This is a genomic window from Streptomyces sp. NPDC088400 (genome assembly GCF_044753355.1).
Lineage (GTDB): Bacteria > Actinomycetota > Actinomycetes > Streptomycetales > Streptomycetaceae > Streptomyces.
In genome coordinates this window covers 469,801-493,906 of sequence record NZ_JBIVMZ010000001.1, presented here as the reverse complement: position 1 = coordinate 493,906, position 24,106 = coordinate 469,801, and the positions used below count along the sequence as shown (strand labels likewise).

The 24,106-nt window shown below is 69.5% G+C and carries 22 protein-coding genes; 12 read left to right on the top strand and 10 right to left on the bottom strand.

Annotation, left to right across the window (positions count from 1 at the left end):
* Window positions 1-47: 47 nt before the first annotated feature.
* Window positions 48-395, bottom strand: coding sequence for a DoxX family protein (locus ACIQD6_RS02320; RefSeq protein WP_401877161.1), 348 nt, complete (start codon window positions 393-395; stop codon window positions 48-50).
* Between the two features lie 431 nt (window positions 396-826).
* Between ACIQD6_RS02320 and ACIQD6_RS02315 the strand changes: the two genes are divergently transcribed.
* The gene (locus ACIQD6_RS02315) at window positions 827-1,687 is read left to right on the top strand and encodes a helix-turn-helix domain-containing protein (protein WP_401877159.1); all 861 of its coding nucleotides are present in this window, start codon (window positions 827-829) and stop codon (window positions 1,685-1,687) included.
* Window positions 1,688-1,719: 32 nt separating this feature from the next.
* On the opposite strand, the gene ACIQD6_RS02310 is transcribed toward ACIQD6_RS02315, so the two are convergent.
* The 5 genes from ACIQD6_RS02310 to ACIQD6_RS02290 all read right to left on the bottom strand — a co-directional run bounded on the left by ACIQD6_RS02310 (window position 1,720) and on the right by ACIQD6_RS02290 (window position 7,915).
* Window positions 1,720-2,382, bottom strand: coding sequence for a TetR/AcrR family transcriptional regulator (locus ACIQD6_RS02310; RefSeq protein WP_401877157.1), 663 nt, complete (start codon window positions 2,380-2,382; stop codon window positions 1,720-1,722).
* A 125-nt stretch (window positions 2,383-2,507) separates the two neighbouring features.
* Window positions 2,508-4,391, bottom strand: coding sequence for a dipeptide ABC transporter ATP-binding protein (locus tag ACIQD6_RS02305; RefSeq protein WP_401877155.1), 1,884 nt, complete (start codon window positions 4,389-4,391; stop codon window positions 2,508-2,510).
* Complete coding sequence (locus tag ACIQD6_RS02300) at window positions 4,391-5,290, bottom strand: ABC transporter permease (RefSeq protein ID WP_401877153.1); 900 nt, start codon at window positions 5,288-5,290, stop codon at window positions 4,391-4,393. The genes ACIQD6_RS02305 and ACIQD6_RS02300 overlap by 1 nt, the downstream gene beginning before the upstream one ends.
* Window positions 5,287-6,246, bottom strand: coding sequence for an ABC transporter permease (locus ACIQD6_RS02295; protein WP_401877151.1), 960 nt, complete (start codon window positions 6,244-6,246; stop codon window positions 5,287-5,289). The genes ACIQD6_RS02300 and ACIQD6_RS02295 overlap by 4 nt, the downstream gene beginning before the upstream one ends.
* Window positions 6,247-6,250: 4 nt before the next feature.
* Window positions 6,251-7,915 (bottom strand): ABC transporter substrate-binding protein, encoded by a 1,665-nt coding sequence (locus ACIQD6_RS02290; protein ID WP_401877150.1) that lies wholly within the window; start codon window positions 7,913-7,915, stop codon window positions 6,251-6,253.
* 295 nt (window positions 7,916-8,210) lie between these two features.
* Between ACIQD6_RS02290 and ACIQD6_RS02285 the strand changes: the two genes are divergently transcribed.
* The 6 genes from ACIQD6_RS02285 (at window position 8,211) to ACIQD6_RS02260 (ending at window position 15,049) form a co-directional block, all read left to right on the top strand.
* Window positions 8,211-9,422, top strand: coding sequence for a pyridoxal phosphate-dependent aminotransferase (locus ACIQD6_RS02285; protein ID WP_401878074.1), 1,212 nt, complete (start codon window positions 8,211-8,213; stop codon window positions 9,420-9,422).
* Between the two features lie 167 nt (window positions 9,423-9,589).
* Complete coding sequence (locus ACIQD6_RS02280; protein ID WP_401877148.1) at window positions 9,590-10,006, top strand: hypothetical protein; 417 nt, start codon at window positions 9,590-9,592, stop codon at window positions 10,004-10,006.
* A 339-nt stretch (window positions 10,007-10,345) separates the two neighbouring features.
* Window positions 10,346-10,792 carry a hypothetical protein gene (locus tag ACIQD6_RS02275; protein ID WP_401877146.1) on the top strand — a complete coding sequence of 149 codons (447 nt, stop codon included), beginning with the start codon at window positions 10,346-10,348 and terminating at the stop codon, window positions 10,790-10,792.
* Between the two features lie 60 nt (window positions 10,793-10,852).
* Window positions 10,853-13,135 (top strand): DUF6571 family protein, encoded by a 2,283-nt coding sequence (locus tag ACIQD6_RS02270; RefSeq protein ID WP_401877144.1) that lies wholly within the window; start codon window positions 10,853-10,855, stop codon window positions 13,133-13,135.
* An 11-nt stretch (window positions 13,136-13,146) separates the two neighbouring features.
* The gene (locus ACIQD6_RS02265; protein WP_401877143.1) at window positions 13,147-13,869 is read left to right on the top strand and encodes a hypothetical protein; all 723 of its coding nucleotides are present in this window, start codon (window positions 13,147-13,149) and stop codon (window positions 13,867-13,869) included.
* 247 nt (window positions 13,870-14,116) lie between these two features.
* Window positions 14,117-15,049: a calcium-binding protein gene (locus ACIQD6_RS02260; RefSeq protein WP_401877141.1), complete on the top strand. Its 933-nt coding sequence runs from the start codon at window positions 14,117-14,119 to the stop codon at window positions 15,047-15,049.
* 142 nt (window positions 15,050-15,191) lie between these two features.
* Here ACIQD6_RS02260 and ACIQD6_RS02255 read toward each other — a convergent pair whose 3' ends face one another.
* From ACIQD6_RS02255 to ACIQD6_RS02245, 3 genes are all read right to left on the bottom strand, one after another.
* The gene (locus ACIQD6_RS02255) at window positions 15,192-16,511 is read right to left on the bottom strand and encodes an LAETG motif-containing sortase-dependent surface protein (RefSeq protein ID WP_401877140.1); all 1,320 of its coding nucleotides are present in this window, start codon (window positions 16,509-16,511) and stop codon (window positions 15,192-15,194) included.
* A gap of 437 nt (window positions 16,512-16,948) precedes the next feature.
* Window positions 16,949-17,608 carry an NADPH-dependent F420 reductase gene (locus ACIQD6_RS02250; RefSeq protein WP_401878072.1) on the bottom strand — a complete coding sequence of 220 codons (660 nt, stop codon included), beginning with the start codon at window positions 17,606-17,608 and terminating at the stop codon, window positions 16,949-16,951.
* A 78-nt stretch (window positions 17,609-17,686) separates the two neighbouring features.
* Window positions 17,687-18,625 (bottom strand): SDR family oxidoreductase, encoded by a 939-nt coding sequence (locus tag ACIQD6_RS02245; protein WP_401877138.1) that lies wholly within the window; start codon window positions 18,623-18,625, stop codon window positions 17,687-17,689.
* A gap of 472 nt (window positions 18,626-19,097) precedes the next feature.
* On the opposite strand from ACIQD6_RS02245, the gene ACIQD6_RS02240 reads away from it, so the two are divergent.
* Window positions 19,098-20,009, top strand: a complete 912-nt coding sequence (locus tag ACIQD6_RS02240; protein WP_401877136.1) for a LysR family transcriptional regulator — start codon at window positions 19,098-19,100, stop codon at window positions 20,007-20,009.
* Window positions 20,010-20,573: 564 nt separating this feature from the next.
* On the opposite strand, the gene ACIQD6_RS02235 is transcribed toward ACIQD6_RS02240, so the two are convergent.
* The gene (locus ACIQD6_RS02235; RefSeq protein WP_401877135.1) at window positions 20,574-21,185 is read right to left on the bottom strand and encodes a TetR/AcrR family transcriptional regulator; all 612 of its coding nucleotides are present in this window, start codon (window positions 21,183-21,185) and stop codon (window positions 20,574-20,576) included.
* Window positions 21,186-21,329: 144 nt separating this feature from the next.
* Here ACIQD6_RS02235 and ACIQD6_RS02230 point away from each other — a divergent pair, with 144 nt between their 5' ends.
* The 4 genes from ACIQD6_RS02230 to ACIQD6_RS02215 are packed head-to-tail and all read left to right on the top strand — an operon-like array spanning window position 21,330 to window position 23,855.
* Complete coding sequence (locus ACIQD6_RS02230; protein WP_037738440.1) at window positions 21,330-22,064, top strand: SDR family NAD(P)-dependent oxidoreductase; 735 nt, start codon at window positions 21,330-21,332, stop codon at window positions 22,062-22,064.
* A 41-nt stretch (window positions 22,065-22,105) separates the two neighbouring features.
* Window positions 22,106-22,729 (top strand): NADPH-dependent F420 reductase, encoded by a 624-nt coding sequence (locus ACIQD6_RS02225; protein WP_401877133.1) that lies wholly within the window; start codon window positions 22,106-22,108, stop codon window positions 22,727-22,729.
* Window positions 22,730-22,763: 34 nt separating this feature from the next.
* Complete coding sequence (locus ACIQD6_RS02220) at window positions 22,764-23,654, top strand: TIGR03619 family F420-dependent LLM class oxidoreductase (RefSeq protein WP_401877132.1); 891 nt, start codon at window positions 22,764-22,766, stop codon at window positions 23,652-23,654.
* A gap of 39 nt (window positions 23,655-23,693) precedes the next feature.
* The gene (locus ACIQD6_RS02215; protein ID WP_401877130.1) at window positions 23,694-23,855 is read left to right on the top strand and encodes a hypothetical protein; all 162 of its coding nucleotides are present in this window, start codon (window positions 23,694-23,696) and stop codon (window positions 23,853-23,855) included.
* Window positions 23,856-24,106: the final 251 nt, after the last annotated feature.

Below are 24,106 nucleotides of genomic sequence, written 5' to 3'. Positions count from 1 at the left end.
CCGGTCCGTGGAGGCGCTCCGTGGAGCCGGTCCGTAGAGGCGCTCTGTCAGGCCGAGGCGAGACGCAGCACCAACGCCGCTACGGCGATGAGGAGGATGACGACGACCGGGGCGATCGCGTAGTCCTTCACACGCAGATGCGTGATGGCGGCGCCGATGAAGTAGAGGATCACGCCGATCGCGGCAGCCACGCCGAGCAGCGGGATTGCCAGCCCGACGAGCAGACCCACCGCGCCCGCCGCCTTCAGCGTGGCGAGGCGCGGAAGCCACGACTCCGGTACGCCCACTCCGAGCATCGAGCCGACGACCTTCTCCTGGCGGGTGAACGTGGCGACGGCGGAACCCGTCAGGACTGCGGCGAGCAGGACGCCGACGACGGCGTAGGCGATGAACACGGATGACCCCTCGGAAGATGTACGTGTAAGAGCGGAGACGTGGCGGCGCGAGCTCAACGGCACGAGCCGGCCGACGCGGGCTGGGACACGGGCGAATCGCCGGTCCCGGGCGCCCCGTACACGGGTTGCCCGGTCCGGACCCGCCACAGGCTGCCCCGTCCGGACCCGCCGAGGAAGACCGGGCCGAGGCTGGTATTGGCCGAGGCTAGGGCCTCTCGTTTGGATCTTGCCGGGCTCGCGTGCCCTGGCACCGCGCCTCGCCGCGTTGTCGTCACTCCACGACGCTCCGCGTCGCCTCACTCCTCCGCCTTGCGATCCACGGCACCAGACCCCGCTCCCTGATCCGGCCAGATCCAAACGAAAGACCCTAGTAGTGACAGGGCTACGATCGGCCCGGCCGCGAACGCGGCCCTCCCCGGTACATTTCACGGGTGAGCGACAACGAACTGGGCCTGTTCCTGCGCGCCCGCCGCGAGGCGCTGACACCCGCCGATGCCGGGCTCCCGCACGGCCCCCGCCGCCGTACGCCCGGTCTGCGCCGGTCGGAGCTGGCCACGCTCGCCGGGATCAGCGTCGAGTACCTCGCCCGTCTCGAACAGGGCCGGGACCGTCACCCGTCCCCGCAGGTACTCGTCGCGCTCGCCGAAGCCCTGCGCATCACCGCGGAAGAACGTTTCACCCTGCTGCACGCCGTCAAGGCCAGCAGCGGCACGCTCAAGCTGTGCCCGGGAGCGGGGCAGCCGCCGGCCCGGACCGTACGACCCACCCTGCGCACCCTGCTCGACCGGCTGGAGCCCACGCCCGCCGTCCTGCTGAACCGGCTGTCCGAGGTGCTCGCCTTCACTCGCGGTTACGAGCAACTCGTCGGCCCTCTCGGGCTGTTGGACTCCCCCTCGCCCAGCCTGGCCCGATTCCTCTTCACGGACCCCCGCGCGCGCACCGCCCATCCCGAATGGGCCCGCGCCGCCGATGAACTGGTCGCCCGCCTCAAGGCGGACTCCGTCCCCGACGACCACCACCTCACGGGCCTCGTGCAGGAACTGACACTCACCGCCGGCACCCCGTTCGTGGAACGCTGGGCCGCTCCGCCCCGGGCATCCGCGCAGACCGGAGCCCGACGGCTCACACACCCGGTCGCGGGCGAACTCCGGCTGCTCCAGGAGACGCTCGACCTGCCCGAGGCCGACGGCCAACGCCTGATCGTCCATCTCCCCGCCGACGACGCGACATCCACGGCACTCGACACCCTCACCGGCCGCCGCCCCGGCGCCCTGCGCGCCGTGGCCGGCTGACGACGGATCCCTCCACGCTCAGCGCTCCACGGTCAGAGGTCCGCTCGGACGGTCGCCGTCGTCCCGCCGCTCTCCAACTCCGCCTCGATCAGCCGGTACAGATGGCGGCGGGCGTCCGTCGTCGTGAGCGGCGGGACCTGGCGGAGGCGTTGCAGGGCCAGGCCGTCCGCCAGCGCAGCGAAGCGCACCGCGAAGTCGGCCGGGTCGTCGCAGGTGAAGTCGCCTTCGTCGCGGCCGCGTTCGACCAGGGTGCGGATCTCGTCGTGCCACCGCTCGTACCGTTCGGCCTGGCCGCGCGCGAACGCCTGGTCGCGGTCGCCCGAGTGCCAGTAGTCGAACCACATCCGCCAGTGCCGGTCGGTGTCGTCCGTGAAGAGCGCGTCGATGAGCAGCCGCAGCCCCTCCGCCGCACGGAAGGCCCGGTCGGTGGAGGCGCTGAGGGCGCTGTAGTAGCGCTCGATGTGCAGCACCATCGCCTCGGAGAGGACTTCCCGCACACTCTCGAAGTGGTACGTGACCGTGCCGACCGACACCCCGGCCGCCGCCGCGACATCCCGTACGCCGACGGCGGCCGAGCCGCGTTCGGCGATCAGCGGCACCGCCGCCTCCGCGATCAGGCGACGGCGCACCTCGGTGGGCTGCCGGCTGCGGCTGGCGGCGGCGACGGCCCGCCTCGGTGTTCTGCCGGCCGTCATCCGGACGTCCTGGGGATGGTCGGCTGCCCTGCGTGGTTGGCCACTGTTTCTCCGTTCGCCCCCGCTTCGGCCCTGGTGTCTGTGACGAACTCCGTTGCGGTGACGGGTAGTTCCGTACTGCCACTCTAAGACCGCGGGCGCCAGCGCCGGATGCGGTGGCCGCTCGTGATCTCCGTCCACACGTCGTCGCCGGACACCGCGTCCTCCCAGCTCTCGCCACCGGAGCCACCGGAGCCACCAGAGCCGCCGGAACCACCAGAGCCACCCGCACCCGCGCCTGTCCCCGTACCCGCTTCCGGATCCGGCTCCAGCGCCGCCGCCATCAGCTGTTGCGTGTACGGATGCGCCGGCGCCGAGAACACCGCGTCCGTACGGCCCTCCTCCACCACCACCCCGTGCCGCAGCACGATCACCCGGTCGGCGATCCCCCGTACCACCGCGAGGTCATGGCTGATGAAGAGGCAGGCCAGCTGCCGCTCACGGCGCAGGTCGTCCAGCAGGCGCAGCACATCGGCCTGGACCGAGACATCGAGGGCGGTGGTGATCTCGTCCGCGATCAGCACGTCCGGTTCGCCCGCCAGCGCCCGCGCGATCCCGATCCGCTGCCGCTGGCCGCCGGACAGCTGCGCGGGCAGCCGGTCGGCGAGTTCCGGGTCGAGGCGTACGTCTTCGATGAGTCGCCGGGCGCGGTCGGCGGCCTCGGCGCGGGTGGTCGCCGTACCGAAGAAGCGCAGCGGACGCCGTACCGCGTCGCCCACCGAACGCCGGGGGTTCAGCGAGGAGTCGGCGTTCTGGAAGACGAGCTGGATCTTGCGGCGCAGCGCGAGCGAACGCTTGCGGGACGGTCCGGCGAGGTCCCCCACCGCTCCCTGACCCGCAGTGTCCGCCGCTCGTCCGGGCCCGTGTGTCATGGTGCCGCCGGACGGGGCCCGCAGCCCCGCCAGCGACCAGGCGAGCGTGGACTTGCCGCTCCCCGACTCACCGACCAGCGCCAGGATCTCGCCCCGTCGTACCTGGAAGGAGACCCCGCGGACGGCCCGCGTCGCGCCGTAGTCGATGGTCACGTCCCGTACGTCGACGACCTTCGCGGCGTCCGCCGGCAGGACGGCCCTCGGCCGGATCTCGCGGGTGCCGTCCTCTCCGACCACCGCGAGGCCGTGGTCCGCGAGGCGCGGCACGCTGGCGAGCAGCCGCCGGGTGTACGGCTCGGCCGGGTCGGCGAAGAGCCGGCGGGTGGCCGCCGACTCCACCACGTGGCCGGCGCGCAACACCGTGACGTGGTCGGCCATCCGGGCCACGACCCCGAGGTCATGGCTGACCAGGACGGCGGCGATGCCGAGTTCGGCGCGCAGCGCGCCGATCAGGTCCAGGACACCGCGCTGGGTGACGACGTCCAGGCCCGTGGTGGGTTCGTCCAGGACGAGGACCTTCGGACGGGCCGCGAGTGCCATGGCGATGGCGACACGCTGCTGCTGTCCGCCGGAGAGTTCGTGCGGGTAGCGGCGGGCCAGTTCGGCGGGGCGCGGGAGGCGGACCTGTTCGAGCAGGTCGGTGACCGCGTCGGGGTCCAGGGCCCGCTCGTCGCGCAGCGCCTCGGCGATCTGCTTGCCTATCCGCATCGAGGGGGTGAGCGTGTGCCCGGCGTTCTGCGCGATCATCGCGACCGTACCGCCGCGCAGCTGCCTCAACTCCCTTGCGGGCAGCGCGAATACGTCCTTCCCGTCGACCCGTACGGTGCCGCCGGTGAGCCGCGAGCCGTGCCGCAGATGACCGAGCAGGGTCGCGGCGACGGTGGACTTGCCGCTGCCGGACTCGCCGACCAGGGCGAGGGTCTGCCCCGGCAGCACGTCGAGGCCGACGTCGTGGACGACGGGGACGTTCCGCCCGCCGGAGCGGTAGGCGACACACAGCCCGTCAACCGACACGATCGCGTTCTTCGGAGGGATCCTCGGAGGGATCCTCGGAGGGATCCTCGGAGGGATCCTCGGAGCGTTCTTCGGACTGGTCATCAGGACCCCTCCCGTATCCGGTCGACGCCCCACGCCTTGGACAGGCCGTCGGCGGCGAGGTTGAGTCCGACCACGAGGGTGGCCAGGGCGATGATCGGCGCGAGGCTGGCCATCGGCACGACGGTGATGGCGGTGCGGTTCTCGGAGACCATCAGACCCCAGTCGGGCGTGGGCGGGTTGGCGCCGAAGCCGAGGAAGGACAGGGAGCTGATCAGCAGCACCACCCAGGAGGCGCGCATCGCGAACTCGACGCACACCACATTGGTGATGTTGGGCAGCACCTCACGGTGCAGGACCGACCAGGTGGACTCGCCCCGGGCGCGGGCGGCGGTGACGTAGTCGGCGGGTACGACGGCGAGCGCGGCGCCGCGTACGACCCGTACCACCTGCGGTACGAAGACGACGGCGACGGCCAGCACGATGACGGCGGGGCCCGAGCCGAGCGCGGTGACGATGACCAGCAGGGCGAGCAGCCCCGGGACGGACAGCACCGCGTCCAGCACGCGCATCAGCACGTCGTCCAGCAGGCCGCCCCGAAGAGCTGTGGCGCAGCCGAGCACCGTACCGAGGGCGATGGTGAGGAGGGTCGCGGTGAGCGAGACGCCGAGCGCGTACCGCCCGCCGTACAGCACCCGGGCCAGCACGTCGCGCCCGTACTGGTCGGTCCCCGCCCAGTGGTCCCCGCTCGGTCCGAGCAGGGCCCGGGAGGCGTCTCCCACGATTGGATCGTACGAGGTCAGGAGCGGGGCGAGCAGCGCGACGGCCACATGGACGGCGACGATCGCGAGGCCGAGGGCGGCGGCGCGGGAGGAGCGTACGGTGCGCCAGGCGCGGGCGGCGAGGCCCGGCCGGGCCTGTCCGCCCCTCGCGTCATTCACTGCCGGCGTGTCGAGGTTCATCGCGTCCTCCCTCCTCGGGTACGGAGCTTGGGGTTCAGGGCCATCGCGCCGAGGTCGGCGGCGAGGTTGCACACGACGTACACGACCGCGCTGATCAGGGCGATGGCCTGGATGACGGGCAGATCGCGGTTCTGTACGGAGGAGAGCATCAGCTTGCCGATGCCCGGGTAGTTGAAGACGTTCTCGACGACGGCGACCCCGCCGACCAGCCAGGCGACGTTCAGCGCGATCACGTGCAGCGTGGGCAGCAGGGCGCCGGGCAGCGCGTGCCGGGTGACGACGCGCCAGGTGGACAGGCCCTTGAGCCGGGCGGTGGTCACGTACTCGCTGGCCATGACGTCGATGACCGAGGTACGGGCCATGCGCACGATGTACGCGGCCATCACGATCGCCAGCGAGAGCGCGGGCAGCCAGATCGACGGGAGCAGTTGTCCGGTGGTGGCGCCGGGCCCGTACAGCACCACGGCGGGCAGCAGCGGCACGGCCACGGAGAAGGCGAGCACCAGAAGTGTCGCCACCACGAACTCCGGGATGCTCATGCCGACCAGGCTGACGGTGGAGATGAGGTGGTCGGGCCAGCGGTCGCGGTAGAGGCCCGCGACGATGCCGAGGACGAGGGAGCCGGTGACCGCGAAGAGGACGGTGACCAGGGCGATGAGGAGCGAGTTGCCGAGGTACTGGCCGACCTCGCCGCCCACGGGCTTGGCGGAGACGAGCGAGGTGCCGAAGTCGCCGTGCAGGGCGCCCTGCACCCAGTCGATGTAGCGCTCCCAGGCGGGCCGGTCGAGCTGGAGTTTCTCGCGGAGCGCGGCGACGGCGGACGGGGTGGCGTCCTTGCCGAGCACCTGGGTGGCGACGTCTCCGGGCAGCGCCTGTACGGCCAGGAAGACCAGGACCGAGGAGAGGACGAGGGTGCCGAGCGCGGCGACGACGCGGCGGGCGATGAACATGAGCACGGTCCTACGCCCCCTTCAGGCCGATGCCGAGGTAGTCGAACTCGAATCCGTACTCGGCGTAGCCGCGTACTTTTCGGGAGATGCCGACGAGCCGGTCGGCGAACATCGGGGTCATCGCCCCGCCCTTCTCGATGACGAACGTCTGCGCCTCGCCGTACAGTTCGCGCCTGCGGCCGCTGTCGGTCTCGCGCCGTGCCCGGTCGAGCAGCGCGTCGAACGCCGGGTCCGACCAGGCGGTCTCGTTGTAGCTGGACCCGCTGCGGAACACCTGGTTGAGGAGCTGGTCGATGGGGCGGCCGGTGAACCAGTACGTGGCCATCAGCGGCTTCTTCATCCAGATCTGGGTGAAGTACGAGTCGGCGGCGGCGGTCTTCACCTTGATCCGGATGCCGGCCCGCGCGGCGGACTCCTGATAGGCGAGGGCCATCGGCGTGAAGATCGGGTCGTACGAGGAGGTGTAGAGGTCGACCGCGAGCCGCTCGTGCCCCGCCTTCTTGAGGAGGTGGCGGGCTTTCTCGGGGTCGTGGACGGGGTGGGTGGCGATGTGGTTCGGATCGGTGGGCGGTACGGGGTTGTCCCAGCCGGCCGTGCCCGCGCCCTGGAGGGCGACCTTCAGTACGTGCTCGGGGTCGTAGGCGAGCTTCATCGCCTGCCGTACGCGTACGTCCGTGAAGGGCTTCTCGGTGGTCAGCATCGGCAGGACGTACCACTGGGCGTCCTTGGCGCGGGCGATGGTGGCGCGGTCGGAGGCGGCGACGACGCGGGCGGTGGCGAAGTCCAGGTTGGTCTGCGAGAGGAGGTCGACCTGCCCGGCGAGCAGGGCGTTGGAGCGGGCCTGCATGTCGGCGACGGAGTAGAAGTCGATGGCGTCCAGGACCGGGCGGCCGCCCCAGTGGTCCTCGTACGCGGTGACCCGGCCGGGCCCGGCGGCGGTGAAGGACGCCAGCTTGAAGGGGCCGGTGCCGATGCCGGTGCGGCCGATGGAACGGGCGCTGCCCTCGGGGATGACATAGCAGTTGTAGTGCGTCAGCAGGCTGGGGAACTCGGCGTTGGGGGTCTTCAGCGGTACGACGAGGGTGTGCGGGTCGGGGGTGCGCAGCGTCTTGGGGTCGATGAGCGGGGCGAGGACGGCGGCCTGCGGTGAGGCGGTCGCGGCGTCGAGGATGTGGCGCAGGGTGTAGGCGGCGTCGGCGGAGGTGAAGGCCCGGCCGTGGTGGAAGGCGACACCGCGCCGGAGCCGGAAGGTCCAGGTGCGGGCGGTGTCGTCGGGCTCCCAGGACTCGGCGAGGTCGGGGGCGAGAGCGCCGTCGGGTCCGATCCGTACGAGCCGGTTGTAGAGGGCGCCCAGGTACTCGTACGCGGACAGCGCGCTCGCGGGGTCGAGGGTCTCGGCGTCGGAGGCGGGCGGCCGGGCGATGCGCAGGGTGCCGCCCCGGTCGGGCCGGCCGGCGGGCGCGCCGGTGGGCACGGCGTCGGCGGCGGTGGCGGGCGCGGCGCCGGAGCAGCCGGTGAGCAGCCAGGACGTGCCGAGCGCGGCGCCGCCGGCGGCGGCTGCGGTGAGGAGCGAGCGGCGCGGCATCGCGGTCTCCGGGTGCCCGGGGGCCGGCCGGGGTTCGGAGACCGGGCGCCCGGAGACCGACCGGGGTTCGGAGGTGTCGGACAGGGGCATGTGCCGGGCAACCTTCGCATTATTCGTTCAAGTGAACGATTGGGTGAAGTGCGTGAACGATAGCCAGCGGCTCCGCCCGCGCCAACCCCTCGTTCTCGGAACGTAATGACGGACATCCAGTCGTTACCTGGCACTGACGCGACAGAAAGTGACGCGCACGCAACCCAGCGCCACCCCGCGCGCCGCCCGTACGCCGCCCGTACGCCGCCCGTACGCCGCCACCAGGGCGTCCGCACCGTCCGAGGTGGCGAAAGACACCGAGCGGCTCCGGCCGAGCGGCCGTAAGGTGGCCGCCATGCAGGTCATCCAGTCGACGAAGCTCGCCAACGTCTGTTACGAAATCCGGGGCCCGGTCCTCGACGAGGCGATGCGCCTGGAGGCGGCGGGCCACCGGATCCTCAAGCTCAACACCGGCAATCCGGCGGCGTTCGGCTTCGAGTGCCCGCCCGAGATCCTTGAGGACATGCTCCGCAACCTGTCCGGGGCACACGGCTACGGCGACGCGAAGGGGCTGCTCACCGCCCGGCGCGCGGTGATGCAGCACTACCAGACCAAGGGCATCGACCTGGGCGTCGAGGACATCTACCTCGGCAACGGCGTCTCCGAGCTGATCCAGATGTCGATGCAGGCCCTGCTGGACGACGGCGACGAGGTGCTCGTACCGGCGCCCGACTACCCGCTGTGGACCGCGTCGGTCTCGCTCGCGGGCGGCACGGCCGTGCACTACCGCTGCGACGAGCAGGCCGACTGGATGCCGGACCTCGCCGACATCGAGCGGAAGATCACCGATCGGACCAAGGCGATCGTGATCATCAACCCGAACAACCCGACGGGCGCGGTGTACGGCGACGAGATGCTCGGCGCGCTCACCGAGATCGCCCGCCGCCACAACCTGGTCGTCTGCTCCGACGAGATCTACGACCGGATCCTGTACGACGGCGCCACCCACACCCCGACCGCCGCCGTCGCCCCCGACCTGCTCACCCTCACCTTCAACGGCCTCTCCAAGAACTACCGGGTGGCCGGCTTCCGCTCCGGCTGGCTGGCGGTCTGCGGCCCCAAGGCGCACGCCTCCTCGTACATCGAGGGCCTGACGATCCTGGCCAATATGCGGCTGTGCGCCAATATGCCCTCGCAGCACGCGGTGGCCACGGCGCTGGGCGGCCGGCAGTCGATCGAGGACCTGGTACTGCCGGGCGGCCGGATCCTGGAGCAGCGGGACACCGCGTACGACCTGCTCACCCGGATCCCGGGCGTCACCTGCGTCAAGCCGAAGGGCGCGCTGTACCTCTTCCCGCGGCTCGACCCGAAGGTCTACAAGATCAAGGACGACCGGCAGCTGGTCCTGGACCTGCTGCGGGCCGAGAAGATCATGGTCGTGCACGGTACGGGGTTCAACTGGCCGGAGCCGGACCACTTCCGGATCGTGACGCTGCCCGCCGCGAAGGATCTTGAGGACGCGGTGACCCGGATCGGAACGTTCCTGGACGGCTACGCACAGCGGTAAGCCGGGCGGCCCCCCTGAGCTTTCGGGGTCGTGTACCGAAATGCCCGTCACCCGGGAATTTCGGTACACGACCGATGACGACGGGCGTTCACCGGTGCCGGACTTCGCTCAACTTTAGACTGATTCCAATGTAGGATGGTCTCCTGACGATGCCAGGAGGCCATCTCATGTACGAGCCGATCCGCAGCAAGTCGGTCCACGCGATGGCCGACCGCGACACCGATACCGATTTCCCGCACCGCAGCCGCGAGGAAGAGCTGAACATCCAGCTCGCCGGTCACCTCTCCGCACTCCTGGCCGTCACCGACGAACTCGGCCTGGACGAAGCCGCCGAGAGCATCGCCGGCCAGATTGCCCGCCTGCGCGGCACCCCGCCGGCCCGCCACGCGGGCCTCACCGGCGCCGCCCCCGGCGACCTGCACCGCCGCGCCCTGGCCCTGGCGGGCCGCGCCCTGGTCGTCGCCGCGTCCCGCGCGGACACGGCGGCGGCGATCCTCTCCGCCGAACGCATGGACGCCCACACCGCCGCCCTGGCCGAGCCGGCCCCGGACCGCGGGGAGCACCGCCTCGTCGGCGCGCACTGACGGCGCGGACCGGATGCGGGCCGGGCCGCCGGTCGGCTCCGGGAGAACGGGCCCGCTGTCCTGAATCCGCCTGTCCACGATCCGCCTGTCCACCTCGTCCCGCTTTCCGTGGCCCGCGCCGCCTTCCCGTACGCAACGACCGGCCCCGGATGCCTCGGTCTCGCACCCGGACACCCCCACGCACCGAAGCCGGAAGACCCCACGCCGTAAGGGATTGTGCGATCTCCGTGAAATTTTCCCCGTGAGGCTCACCTGCTTGGCCATCGCACACGACGCCCGTTTACCGTGGTGCGGAAGTTGAGTCATGCACACTGCAAAGATCGACACGGGGGCAGTCACGTGGCATGGGACGAGTGGGAACAGGCCAAGTCCAGTTCGGCACAGACGCGGCTGAATCAGCTGCCGGCGGACGGTGGCGGCGGATCGGGTGGCGGGGGCAAGGACGACCTCACGGTTCAGGACGACGAGCTGGGAAAACTCGGTGACATGGCCCGCTCCCTGCGGGATCAGCTGTCCACCGACGGTGACCACGCGCGCGTGGCGACGTTCGACGCGTCGAACCAGCTCTTCAACGACGGTCTGGACATGGGCTCCGGACTCCTCCAGGTGCACGACGCATGGAGCACCAAGCTGGCCACCCTCAAGGAGGCCTGCGCGCACATCTCCAACCACCTCGACTACTCCCGCTCCACGCACGCGGAGCAGGAGAAGAAGATCGTGACGGGGATGCAGTCGCTCGACGGCAAGACGATGACCGTGTCGCGCATCTACGACCAGTTCAAGTAGGACCGGTCGGTCCAAGCCAACGGGTCAAGTACGCCAACGGGGACAACGGGGAGCCGGGCCATGGTCACGTGCCAGGAACTGCAGGATCTGAATCTCAGCAAATTGAACACCGCGGTCGAGCAGTGGAAGCAGATGCTCGCCAAACTGGTCCTCCTCGCCGACGGGGGCGACGGCGAGGTCAACGCCGCCGATCTGGAGCGCAAGGCCAACGCGGCGGACTGGAAGGGTGACAACGCCACCGTCACCAAGGAGTTCACCACCACCACGGCGCGCCAGTTCGACGACATGGTCACCGAGGCGCGCAGCATCCACAAGATCATTCAGGAAGCCCACAGCAACCTGAAGAAGCACAAGGACGACCTCAGGACCACCATCGACGCGTGGGCCAAGAAGAACGTCTACATCGACGAAAAGGGCGGCGCGAGGTATGGCGGCCCGCCCCGCGAGGTCGAGGGCGGACCCAAGGAGCAGACCAGCCAGGAAGAGGTCGACCGGGCGGCACGCGAGGTCGCCAGGATCCTGGAGGCGGCGAACGAGACGGACCGGATCGCCGCGCGTGCGCTGCGCAAGCACGCCGAGAGCACGTACGACTTCGACGAGACCGGCTTCACGGGCCTCAAGGACGCCGACCGGAAGCAGGGCATCGAGGACGCCGACGCGATGGTGAAGCTCGCGGCCAAGGGCGACGGGATGTCCGACGACGAGCTGAAGAAGTTCAACGAGGTCTCCAGGTACCACCGCGACAACCCCGCCTTCGCCGAGCGGTTCGCGACCAAGCTGGGCCCGGAGGGCACGCTGGAGTTCTGGCGCAGCCTCGCCGACCCGGGCAAGGGCAACACACCGGACCCGGACGGCGATCGCGCGAAGATCCTCGCCAAGGTGCAGGACAACCTGGGCGTCACCCTCGCCAACGCCACCCATTCCGACACCCCCGAGATGCGGGCGTGGAAGGACCGGATGATCGAGCTGGGCGACGATCCGATCAAGGCCAGGAACGGCATCCCCAGCGCGCCGTACGGCTTCCAGGTCCTGGGCCCGCTGATGACCGAGGGCAAGTGGGACTCGGCCTTCCTCAACAAGTACGGCGACAAGATGCTCGAATTCGAGCGCAAGTCCGACGACCCGGTGCTGGGCGGCCCGAAGGAACTCTGGGAGAACCGCTTCAACCCGGCCCAGCTCTCCTACCCGCCCGGCGCCACCAAGCCGGACAGCGACCCGGTCGCCAACCTGATGGAGGCGCTCGGCCACAACCCGGAAGCCTCCGTGCAGTTCTTCGACGGCTCGTCCGGCAAGGGCGACGACGCGATGAGCAACTGGGACTACCTGGTCAACAAGGGCGGCGAGGGCGCGCGCGAGTGGCCGACCGACGACGACGGGAAGACGACGGGGTTCACGAACCTCGGCCACGCCCTGGAGTCGGGGACGCTCGGGTACCCGTACGACGCCAAGGACCCGTCCATCCCGCCGATGGACACCAAGGAGCAGATCGAGGCGCGCGAGGCGCGCACCGCGCTCATGGACCGGGTCGTGGACCACTACCAGACCTCGGACCAGATCGACCAGCAGGACGGGATCCGCGACAGCCTGGCGAACATGGCGGCCGGTCACGTCGACAGCCTCAACTACTCCGCGGCGGACTTCGGCGGCAGCGGGCCGAAATCAGGACGTGACGACCTCTTCGACGCCCAGGGGAACCATCTCCGCGACTTCGACAGCGGGTCCACCACGAGCTTCCTGCGGGCGCTGGCCACGGACAAGGACGCCTACGACACCGTGTCCACGGCCCAGCAGATCTACGGATCCAGCGCCATGGCCGGGCAGGGCGACGACGTGGACGACGCGAAGCGCATCGGCATGCACAGCGTCAAGATGCACGGAATGCTGGACGAGGTCCGCGCCGAAGCCATCGGCAAGGAATTCGCCGACGACAAGGACGCGCGGAACCTGGAGCTGGAGAAGCAGGCCGAGTGGCGCAAGTACGCGGCGGGGGCCGCGATCGGGGTCGCCGCGGGCGTCGGCGCGGCCGTGGTCGTGCCCACCGGAGTCGCCGCGGCCATCGCCGTGCCCCTGGCCTTCGAGACCGCCGGGGGCGCCGCCGAGACCAAGTTCGGGATCCAGACCATGGACTGGCTCAAGGCGAACGAGTACGACAACACCGATGAGTCGATCAAGGGCATCGACCAGGCCAGGCAGGAGGGACAGCACAACGCGATGACTCCCCTGCTGAACTGGGCCTCGGCTCGTGGCATGTCCGAGGACGAGATCTGGGACTTGTCGATCGCGGCGGAGAAGGAGTACGGCGCCGGCACGGAACGTACGGACACCGACAACGCCCGAGGATAATGAGGAATCTGATGCTGAGGCGAACCCTCCCGATCCCCGTCATCGCGCTCGTCCTGCTGACCGGCGCGTGCGGCTCGGACACCGATGGCAAAGGCACGGAGACCGGTGCGACCGCCACCGCGGACGCGTCCGCCACGGCCGACGCGACCGCCGAAGCGGCCACGTGCCGGGAACTCCTCGGTGACGCGGGCGTGAAGTGGCTGGAGAGCGGAACAGGCGGGGCCGGGACGGTTCACATGAAGAGCCGCCACGACCTTGAGCAGGCGCGCTCGATGCTCAGCGGCCAGATCGAGAACTGGGAGCCGGGCAAGAAGGGGATTCCGACGTACGCGGAATCCGATGTCTGCGGGGTGACGGCGGACAGCGACCCCGGAAGCGAACTCGCCCTCGAATACCGGCCCTCCATCCTCCCCTTCGACGCTCCCATCACCGGTTCCACCGACAGTGACCTGACCGAGACGCCGGTGAACTCCGACGTACGGCTGCTGCGTCGGGTCGCCGACGGCGACGATGTCGAGTACATCGTTTTCGTCACCTGCAAGCTGCCGGGTACACCGGCGCAGCAGGAGAACGCCGTACCGATCGAGGGACGGATGACGGACACGCTCACCGGCGACCACAGCGAGCGCGACCGCTTCACTTATCTGCTGCATTCCGCGCGGGTGTTGACGGGCGAACTCGGCTGCCAGAACAAGCCCGTTGTCCCGGCCGAGCCGCCGGCGTCGGTGAAGTAGCCCTGTTCCAGGGGCCTTCGGGCCCCTGGAACAGCCATCTCACCATGATGAATTTCTCTTGAACCGCGCCTGACGAGTAATTGTCCGACGGCGACTGTTCTGCCAAACACCGCTGGTCAGCACGTATTCCAGGCTGCCGTGCCCCGCATGCGTGCACCTGTGCCGCGCGATCCGGAACGCAACCGACCGCAAACCTCAGGGCTCTCAAACAATTGTAAGAACCACATACGCCCCATGGAGGTTTGCAATGTCCTCTCCCCTCGTCAACCGCCGGGTTCTGCGCGCCGCTTCGGCGCTGACGCTGGCTCTCGGTACGGGACTGGCCGCTCCGCTCCTCCTCGCCGGTACGGCCGGCGCCGCGACCTCCTCGGTCACCGCCACGAAGGCGTCGGCGACCGCCGCGTTCAGCCCGACCGATCACGCGATTCTCTACACGGCCGCCTCCGGCCAGACCAACAAGGTCGCGGTCACCGCGTCGTGGACCAGCGGCGTCGAGAAGATCACCTACGTGATAGACGACTCCGTCGCGATCAGCGCGGGCACCGGCTGCACGTACCCCGACAGCGCCGACCGGACCAAGGTCTCGTGCACGGTCGACGCCCTGGAAACCCAGGACCCGTACTCCACCCTGAAGGTGGCCCTCGGCGACGGCGACGACCACGCCACGTACGACAACAACACCGACCAGGCCTACTACTTGGCCACTCTCGACCTCGGCGCCGGCGCGGACACACTGACCGAGAACGAGAGCGTCAACGGCAACTTCGTCATCGGCGGAGCGGGCGACGACACCATCACGGCGGGCAAGTACACGGTGGCCTCCGGCGGTGACGGCGACGACACGATCCACGCCGCCGCCGGAAGCATCGCGCAGGGTGGCAACGACAACGACACGATCTACTCCAACGGCGACGACAGCATCGTCGACGGCGACGAGGGCGACGACGAGATCCACGGCGACGCGGGCGCGCAGAGCCTGTCCGGCGGCGACGGCAACGACGCGATCGACGGCGGTGCCGGAAACGACTTCATCTACGGCGGGAAGGGCAACGACGTCCTGCACGGCGACGAGGGCGACGACACGATCTACGGGAACAGCGGGGACGACGAGCTGTACGGCGGCGCCGGCACGGACACGCTCTCCGGCGGCGCCGGCAAGAACATCGTCGAGCAGGACTGACCGCTTCACACCACAGCCGCGATCCTCGCTCACATAGCCTGCGATCACGGCTCGCACAGCTGGAAGGGCGCCCCCGGAGAAGGGGGCGCCCTTGCTCATGGAGCGGCCGGACGCGGCCACCCCAGGAGGTGGTGACGGTACGTCAGGAAGCTGAGCCGGCCTTGCGGCGGCGGACGACGAAGACCGCTCCGGCGCCCAGGGCCACGGCCGCACCGGCCGCCGCGGCGAACTGCGGAAGGGCCGAGGAGGAGCCGGTGTTGGCGAGGGAGCCGGTGGCGGCGGGAGTGCCGGAGCTCACCGGGGTGCTGGACGTGCCGCCCTGCGGCTTGGTGTTCGGGGTTCGCGGCGTGGTCTTGCCGGGGCCGGCGTCGCCGACCTCACCGACGGCACTGCCGGCGGCGAGGAGATCGAAGGCGTACTCGGTCAGGAAGTTGCCGCCACAGGACTCGTCGTCGTTGAAGTAGTCACCGGCGACGAAGGCGAGGCCGTCCCCGGCCGGGGCCTTGGCGTCGACCTTCAGGCGCAGCTTCACGTCGGCGTGGGCGCCGGCCTTCAGCGGGCTGATGGACCCGGCGTACTCCTCCTCTTCGACCTTCTTCCAGGTCGGGGAGGCGGCGGTCGACCACTGCAGGTGGAAGGCCTCGTCGATGACGTTGTAGCCGCTCTTGTCCGTCGCGTGGAAGTAGACGAACGGGGAGACCTCGCCCATCGTCCTGTCCGTGCCGTTGGTCACGCGGACCGAGAAGTCGGTCGTCGAGCCCGCGACGATCTTGGAGGGCAGGCCGTTGACGACGGTGCTGAGCTCACCCTCGTAGACGCAGTCCGGCCCGCCTTCCTCCTCCTCTTCCGCCTCCTCCTTGGCGTCGGCGAGCGCCTTGTCGGCGGCGTTCTTCGCCTTGAGAGCCTCGTCCTTGGCCTTCTGGGCCTTGTAATACGCCCGGGCGGCGGCGACACGGGCGTCGTCGACGGCCTTGCCGGCCGTCGCTGCCTTCGCGTCGGCGGCGGTCTTGGCGTCCCCGGCGGCCAGGGCAACGGCCTCGGCGTCGGTGACGGCCTTCTCCGCGTTCGCCTTCTCCTCGTCGGTGGCGGTCTCGGGCAGCGCGGCGAGCACTGCCTTGGCGTCGGCGAGCGCCTTGTCGGCGTTCGTCTTGGCCGTGGCGGCGTCGGCCGCGTCCTTCCTGGCGGCCTTCGCGGCGACGGCGAGGGGCGCGTCGTCGGAGAGCGCGGCATCGAGGACGGCCTTCGCGGTCTTCTCCGCGGCGACGGCGTCCTCGTACACCTTCCGCGCCTTCTCGGCGGCCTTCTCCAACTCCTCGATGGAGGGCTTGTCCTGTGCGTCCTGCTGCGCCTGCGAGGCGGCGGACGGCTTGGCGTCGGCGAGCGCGGGAGTGACGGAGAGCAGGACGACGGGTGTGATCACGGCGGCGACGACGGCCGTGGCAAGGGTGCGGCGAATCTTCAACGGAGTCCTTCGCGGGTCCGAAAAGCACGATCGAACGGGTTCGATAAAGGGGTGAGGCAGCCGCTGCGGTGGCACTCACGCAGGGCTTCGTTCGCTGATCGTATGGACGAAAACACCGTTGTAGGAAGCACGTGAGGTAGGCGCCACGTGCGGCACATCGCTCTCGCACGCGGGCAATTGCCACATAGGGGGAGAGTTGCCTTCTACGCGCGGGGCACTTTTGTGATCCATGTCACGAGCTGTCCAGGTCCGCCTGACACGTGGCTCATTGTCGTCGCATGCGGAGGGCCTCGAACTCCTGACTCCGCGCGACGATACGCAGGGGCAACCCGCCGCTGGACTCGACGCCTTTGCGTGCGAAACATGCCCCCGCCCGGTATCCACCGGGCGGGGGCACGGCACGGCCGGACCACATCACGGTCCGCGATGTTCGACGGTTACCGCGTTGCGGTGCCCAGTGCCGCGCGGATGGCGTCCTCGCCGACCGGCTGGCCCTCCTCGTTCGAGTACGGCCCGTACGGTGTTCCCCACACCGGCGTGCCCGTCGCCTGCCGCCAGCTGTCGGCCAGCGTTCCCGCGTCCACCACGCTGTACCCGATGGAGTCGATGAATTCGGTCACCGCCGCCTTGGCCGGTGCGGAGTCTCCGGCGATCGGCAGGTAGGAACGGTCGGCCGCCCCAGCCGGGCGTGCGAGTGACAGCAGGTGCTTGAAGAAGATGTTGTTGAACGCCTTTACGAGCAGGGCGTCCGGGACGTACCGCAGAAGCAGCTCGCTCGAGGTGAGGGACTTGCTGTCGAGCTCGGGGATGTACCCGTCACGCTCGGAGCCGTAGTTGCAGGTGTCGATGACCGTCTTCCCGGCCAGTGGCGCGGCGGGCACGCGGGGGAAGGCGCTGACCGGCACCGTGACCACGACAATGTCACCGGCCGCCGCGGCCTCTTCGCTCGTCGCCGCGGACGCCCGCGGCCCCAGTTCCGCGGCCGTGTCCACGAGCGTTTCGGGGCCGCGCGAGTTGCTGAGCACCACCTGGTGCCCCGCCCCGACAGCGAGCCGCGCGATGGTCCTGCCGATGCTTCCGCTTCCGATGAATCCCACAGTCGTCATAATCTCAACGTCCTTCAGAAGAGCCGAACTTGCCGGTTGCCGGGCTCGTTTCGATCCCGGTTCCCGCCGTCAGCCGGCGGGGAAATAGTGGCCGTTGTCCATATCGGCGAGCAGGCCGGGCTGGGCGGGTTCCCAGTCGAGGGTCCGGCGGGTGATGAGGTTGGACGTCGGGTAGCTCTGCGTGGCGATATTCGTGAGGAACCCGAAGTACCCCGGCGTCATCAGGGCATCGTCGGGAACGCTCACGGCGGGCAGGCCCAGGCGGCCGGCGATGGCCTCGGCGATGTAGCGGAACGGGATGCCCCCGTCCTCGACCGCGTGCCAGTATGTGCCGGCCGGCCCCTTCTCCAGCGCCAGGCGGAACAAGGTGGCGGCATCGCGGATGTGCACGGCGTTCCACAGGTTCGCGCCGTCGCCGTGGTAGCCGACGAACCCCTTTTCCTTCGCGAGCGCGATCAGCGTGGGGAGGAAGCCGGCGCGATCGGTCGTGCCGTGCGCGATGGTGGCGATCCGTACGACCGAAGACCGCACCCCCTGCTCGGCGAGGTCGACAACGGCCCTTTCCACGACGTTGCGGACCCGCAGGGTGCCCTTGTGCTCCTCGCCGGCGGGGAGGGCCGGGTCCTCCTCGGTGGCCGGCCGGCCCAGGTGCTGCCCGGGTGAGCCAATGCTTCCCGCCGTGACCAGCGGCTTTCCGGTTCCCGCGAGTGCCTCGCCGTACGCGAGCATGATCGGGAGCTCCGCGGCGGCCACGGCGTCGAGCCCACCGGAAGGCAGCAGATCCTGCCTGTGCGCGACGTGGATGACGCCGTCGGAGTCCGCGGCTGCCTCCTTGAGCCCGTCGAGATCCTGAAGGTCGCCGCGACGCACCGTCGCGCCGAGCGCGGACAGGGCCGCCGCGGAAGCGTCCGACCGGGCCAGGCCGGTGACCTCGTGCCCGGATGCGATGAGCTCGGGGATGATGTACGAACCGGAATGGCCGGTCCCCCCAGCGACGAAAACGCGCATTTAACTTTCCTTTTGAGGGTAGGTGCAGGGACTTTTCGTGCCGTGAGTGAACTGGCTTAATGCGGCACGAGAGGTAGTGGTAGGGGTGTGATCAGCCGAGAAGGGTGATACCGAGGGAGAAATTGGCGTGCTTGACGGAGTGCTTCATGAGGGCCAGCTCCAGCAGGCCGACGTCCCCCAGGCCGATAATGCTGATGCTGCTCATGGAGTTCCTGCTTTCTGGAGCCGGACAGGACGCCATGCCCGCCCCGTCGTTGTTAACGGTTGTGTCGTCGACGCCGCCGAATGACGCGATGGGGGCGTTCAATTCCTGATGCGCTCACTCTGGGCCTGCGCCCTCCAATGTCGAATTCTTGTGCCGAATTCGCTCGGACCGTTAGGTACCTATTCAGGCTGCCATTGGCCTTGGTCGGCGTCCAATACTTCTTTCAGCCGTGGTGATACCCTGGAGGCATCACCAGCTGGGGGCGCCATGGATCTGGATCTGCGCAAACTGCGTTACTTCGTCACTGTGGCGGACCAGTTGCATTTCGGCCGCGCCGCCGATGAGCTCCATATCGCGCAGCCGGTGCTCAGCCGGCAGATCCGCGCGCTCGAGCAGGATCTCGGCGCCTCGCTGTTCACCAGGGATCGCCACGGCGTGGAGCTGACAGATGCGGGCCGGCAACTGCTGGCCGACGCCGGTCCGCTGCTCGCCTCAACCCACGCGGTCCGCCGCCGGGTGTCCGCGGCCGCCGGCGGCAAGCGGCGGCTGATGGTCGGCTTCCGGGCCGGCGTTGCCGTCACCCCGGCGGCCCGTGCGTTCGAGGACCGGCACCCGGACGTGGTCGTGGACGTGCAGCGGATCGAAGGGGACGACCAGGCTGCGATGCTGCTCGACGGCCGTATCGACGTCGGCTACGTGCGGCTGCCCATCGACGAGGCCGGCCTGCGCGTCACCCCGCTGTACACCGAGCCGCGGATAGCGGTACTGCCCGCCGGACACCGGTTGGCCGGCAAGGAGGAGGTCACCGAGGCCGACCTGGCCGGCGAACCGCTGGTCTGGCACGGTGACCCGAGCACACAGCCCACCAAGCGCCCGCTCCCCAATGCCGGGTACCCGGTGCGCGGGGTGGACGAGACGCTCGAGCATGTCGCGGCCGGCCGGGGCATCTCCTTCCTGGCCCGTTCGGCGTCCGTGTTCTACTCGCATCCGGACATCGTCTATGTGCCCATCCCGGATCTGGCGCCCGACCAGGTGTGCCTCGCGGTGGCGGCATCTCACACCTCGCCGGTAGTGGACGACTTCGTCACCGCGGCCCGGTCGGCGGCCGAGATCACGGCAGAATGTGGGAACTACGAGATGTGGCAGCGCGGAGGCGATGCCGTCACAAGGCACGCTTGAGCAGTTCGGCTGCCCCCCGTTCATCATCAAGTCGGCTGAACGCCCTGTCTGATCGCCCCGTCTGATCGCCCAGTCGTCGGAGCGGAGCCGTTCACCGACGGTCTGCCGTTCGTAGCGTCGGGAGTCGGTCCCTGGGATCCAGAACCCGACGGTGGGTTCCAGCCGGACGTGTTGGCTGCCCGCCTGTTGGCCTTCGTTTCGGGCCGGCGTGGACCAGGTGGGCCGCTCACTGATGATCAGTGTGAATGGCTCAGCCGGCTCGGTCCGGAACCCCCCAGCTGCATACGAGTTTTTCATGCGCCACCGCGTACGGACTCAGGTGATCAGCCGTCTGTTCGAACGGGCGGCGCGTCGGCGCCCTGGGCCGGGATGACGGCCTCGGACTCCTGAAGCCTTCGGGGGCGCCGGTCTCCCCAGCGGCTTCTGCTGCGGCCTTCAGAAAGCGGGCGGCCAGTTCCGTAAAAGCCGGCAGATCCGGGCCAGGTGCCGGGCGGCTGGTGCCGCGTGCCAGCGGGTGGCTCCGCGCGACCGGCAGCGCGTCCGGCCCGGCCGCGGAGTGCCAAGTCAGCTTGACACTTCCTCCTGCCGCCGGTCATCGCTCGCTGTGGCGGGGATGGCGTTGTCGATGAGGACGGTGGCGATGGCGGCGGCGGTGGGGAAGGCGTCGGCGTTGAGGACCCGGGTGCGGGCCGCGGCCCCGTCGATGAGCAGCGCGAGCTGCTCGCCGAGTTGTTCCGGGTCGGCGGCGCCGGCTTCGCGGGCGGTTTCGGCGAGCCGCGCGGCGACGGCTTTCTTGTAGTCGCGTGCCTGCCGGGATGCGGGGTGCTCGGGGTCGTGGAGTTCGACGGCCGCGGCGATGTAGGGACACAGGGGCGTGGTGGGGGGGATGTCGAAGGCGGCGAGGAGCCGTTCGCGGGGCGTGAGGTCGGGGCGGTCGAACACGCCGGACAGAACCGAGGGGTCGAACCGGCGCAGGTACTCGGCGACGAGTTCGTCCTTGCCGGTGAAGTGCTGGTAGGCCGTGCGCTTGGACACCTCGGCCGCCGCGCAGAGCTGGTCCATGCCGGTGCGGTTGATGCCCTGCTCGCGGAACAGCTGCTGGGACGCGCTGATGATGCGCTCGCGGGCGCCCCGGCCGCGGCGACGGCCCGTGGGGCCCTTCTCCAACTCCGTCATGGATCCACCGTACCGCAGCTAGGTAACGACCGGTGTACATAGTTTGCGTCCCGGCCACCCGCCCCGTACCGTAAGCACACAGAGCGGTGTACATAACACCGTCGCCCCAGGTACACACGGCACCACCGACTCAAGGGAGCAACCATGGGAAAGCTCGACGGCAAGGTCGCGGTCATCACCGGCGGCACCACCGGCATGGCGCTGGCCGGCGCGAAGCTGTTCGTCGACGAGGGAGCGCACGTCTTCATCACCGGCCGCCGCCAGGACGCCCTGGACGAGGCCGTGAAGCAGATCGGCCGCAACGTCACCGGCGTCCAGGGCGACGCCGCCGACCTGGACGACCTGGACCGCCTGTACGACACCGTCAAGCGGGAGAAGGGAAGCCTCGACGTGCTGTGGGCCAGCGCCGGCGGCGGCGAGCCCGCCCCGCTCGGCGAGATCACCGAGGCCCAGTTCGACACCTGGTTCGGGCTCAACGCCCGCGGCACTCTGTTCACCGTCCAGAAGGCCCTCCCGCTCTTCAACGACGGCGGCTCCATCCTCATGACCGGCTCCAACGCCTCCCTCGGCGCCTTCCCCGGCTGGAGCGTCTACGCCGGCAGCAAGGCCGTCCAGCAGGCCTGGGCCCGAATCTGGCTCAACGAACTCAAGGACCGCCGCATCCGCGTCAACGTCCTGACCCCCGGCCAGGTCGCCACCGCCAAGCAGGAAGAACTCTTCGACGAGGCCACCAAGCGCCAGTTCGAGTCCCTCATCCCCCGCGGCCAGATGGGCCGCCCCGACGAAATCGCCACCGCCGCCCTCTTCCTCGCCTCCGACGACTCCAGCTACGTCAACGGCATGGAACTCGTCGCCGACGGCGGCACCACCGCCATCTGAGCCCAACAACAACAACCACCACCACCAGGGCAGGACATCTCATGAGCAACATCAGCATCATCGGCACCGGGAACATGGCCCGCGCCATCGGAGCGCGGGCGATAGCGGGCGGCAACACCGTCGAGGTCATGGGCCGCGATCAGTCCAAGGCCGCTGACCTGGCCAAGGCTCTCGGCGGCGGCGCCACGACGGGAGAATGGGGCACCGCCCCGGCCGGGGACATCGTCATCGTGGCCCTGTTGTACGACGGCGTCGTGCCGGCCGTCGCCCAGTACGGAGACGCTCTCGCGGGCAAGGTCATCGTCGACATCAGCAACCCCTTCAACTCCACGTTCGACGGGCTGGCCCACCGCGAGGAGACCTCGATCGCGCAGGAAGTCGCCAAGGCCGCCCCGGCCGGCGCCAGCGTGGTGAAGGCGTTCAACACCATCTTCCGCCACGTCCTGGAGAAGGGTCGGCCCGACGTCTTCCTCGCCGGCGACAATGCGCCGGCCAAGGCGAGCGTGGAGGCGTTCATCGAGAGCCTCGGGCTGCGCCCGCTGGACGTCGGCGGCCTGAAAATGGCGCACTGGCTGGAAGGAGCGGGCGTGGTCACGGTGGGCCTCGCCAACCACGGGGTGGGGAACGTGGACTTCGCCCTCAGCATCACCGAGCTTCCCGTCTGAGTAAACGGTTGACGGATCACCGAGAGGACTCGTCGTGAAGCTTGGTTTCACACTTCCCATAATCGGGCCCGCTATCAGCAGCGCAGCCGGCCTGAGCGCGTTCTGCCGCGGGATCGAGGACCTTGGCTACGACACACTGTGGGTCGGCGATCGCCTGGTCCAGCCGGTCGATATGCATAGCGTCTATCCGGGCAAAGAGCAGCCGTACCCGCCGCAGATGAAGCGTTACCTCGATCCGGTGCTGCTGTGGACCGTCGCCGCGACGGCGACCAGCCGGGTGCGGCTGAATGCCAGCACGCTCAGCACCTTCTACTACGAACCGCCGCACCTGGCCCGGATGCTGACCACGCTCGACGTGCTCAGCGACGGCCGTCTCGAGGTCGGCGTGGGACTCGGGTGGATGAAGGACGAGCACGACATCTCCCGCAGCGCGGACTGGCGCCGGCGCGGGAGGATGCTCGATGACCTGCTGGCGTTCCTGCACGAGTGGTGGACGGCCAACCCGGTGTCCTGGGACAGCGAGTTCTTCTCGCTGCCGCCGGTCCACGCCGACCTGCGCCCGGTGCAAGCGGGCGGGCCGCCCATCTGGATCGGCGGCGCCAGCGAGGCCGCGATGCGCCGGGTCGGCCGCAGCGCCACCGGCTGGCTCGGGGTCGATTTTCTGCCGGACGAGGTCGCCGACCAATTGTGGTCGCTCGCGCGCCAGGCGGCACAGGAGGCCGGCCGCGATCCCGACGCGCTGAAGAAGGCCATACGTATCAACCTCGAACCGGGCACGACCGTTGATTCGCTGGCCGACAAGCTCAAGCGCTTCGCCGAGTCCGGTGCGGACGAGGCGTTCGTGGACGCCTTCGCACTGTTCCCCGGCCTTGACCAGATGCTTGACTTCGCCGGCCAGGTGATCGCGCGCACCGGTCGGTTGTGACCACCCAAGAGCCGGACCACCAAGGACGTCCTCACCTGCTTGTCCGCCGAGAACGCGGTGCTGAACAGCCCGCTCGGCGATGAGCCGCTCATCAGTCGCGAGTCCGTCGCGGAAGCCGAACAGACTGTCCACAGACCGGCAGACCTCACCTACAAGGAGATGCTCATCATCCAGATCGTGGCAGACGAAGATCGGTCCTGACCGACCGCCCGAGTTCTTCGGTTTCAGGAGTTCGAGGCCGTGACCGGGGCGTGTACCGGCGGTTCTGGATATCGGTGAGGCCTCTCCCACGCGCGGGAGAGGCCTCACCTGGTCATTCGGCCCATTCACTCAACGAAACAACCGATGCTGGGACTGTGCGCGAGTGCGTCACGGAGCGCATGGCTGATTCGCCTCACTGGACCGCCCGCCCGCGAACGGTACGAGTCAGTCGATGCTCAGACGTGATTCGC

What these genes read in the sequence shown, in the direction of transcription:
- ACIQD6_RS02310 (WP_401877157.1), bottom strand. Translation starts at nt 2,382, where the DNA reads ATGACGGCCGGCAGAACACCGAGGCGGGCCGTCGCCGCCGCCAGCCGC.
- ACIQD6_RS02305 (WP_401877155.1), bottom strand. Translation starts at nt 4,391, where the DNA reads ATGACCAGTCCGAAGAACGCTCCGAGGATCCCTCCGAGGATCCCTCCG.
- ACIQD6_RS02300 (WP_401877153.1), bottom strand. Translation starts at nt 5,290, where the DNA reads ATGAACCTCGACACGCCGGCAGTGAATGACGCGAGGGGCGGACAGGCC.
- ACIQD6_RS02290 (WP_401877150.1), bottom strand. Translation starts at nt 7,915, where the DNA reads ATGCCCCTGTCCGACACCTCCGAACCCCGGTCGGTCTCCGGGCGCCCG.
- ACIQD6_RS02285 (WP_401878074.1), top strand. Translation starts at nt 8,211, where the DNA reads ATGCAGGTCATCCAGTCGACGAAGCTCGCCAACGTCTGTTACGAAATC.
- ACIQD6_RS02280 (WP_401877148.1), top strand. Translation starts at nt 9,590, where the DNA reads ATGTACGAGCCGATCCGCAGCAAGTCGGTCCACGCGATGGCCGACCGC.
- ACIQD6_RS02270 (WP_401877144.1), top strand. Translation starts at nt 10,853, where the DNA reads ATGGTCACGTGCCAGGAACTGCAGGATCTGAATCTCAGCAAATTGAAC.
- ACIQD6_RS02265 (WP_401877143.1), top strand. Translation starts at nt 13,147, where the DNA reads ATGCTGAGGCGAACCCTCCCGATCCCCGTCATCGCGCTCGTCCTGCTG.
- ACIQD6_RS02260 (WP_401877141.1), top strand. Translation starts at nt 14,117, where the DNA reads ATGTCCTCTCCCCTCGTCAACCGCCGGGTTCTGCGCGCCGCTTCGGCG.
- ACIQD6_RS02245 (WP_401877138.1), bottom strand. Translation starts at nt 18,625, where the DNA reads ATGCGCGTTTTCGTCGCTGGGGGGACCGGCCATTCCGGTTCGTACATC.
- ACIQD6_RS02240 (WP_401877136.1), top strand. Translation starts at nt 19,098, where the DNA reads ATGGATCTGGATCTGCGCAAACTGCGTTACTTCGTCACTGTGGCGGAC.
- ACIQD6_RS02235 (WP_401877135.1), bottom strand. Translation starts at nt 21,185, where the DNA reads ATGACGGAGTTGGAGAAGGGCCCCACGGGCCGTCGCCGCGGCCGGGGC.
- ACIQD6_RS02230 (WP_037738440.1), top strand. Translation starts at nt 21,330, where the DNA reads ATGGGAAAGCTCGACGGCAAGGTCGCGGTCATCACCGGCGGCACCACC.
- ACIQD6_RS02225 (WP_401877133.1), top strand. Translation starts at nt 22,106, where the DNA reads ATGAGCAACATCAGCATCATCGGCACCGGGAACATGGCCCGCGCCATC.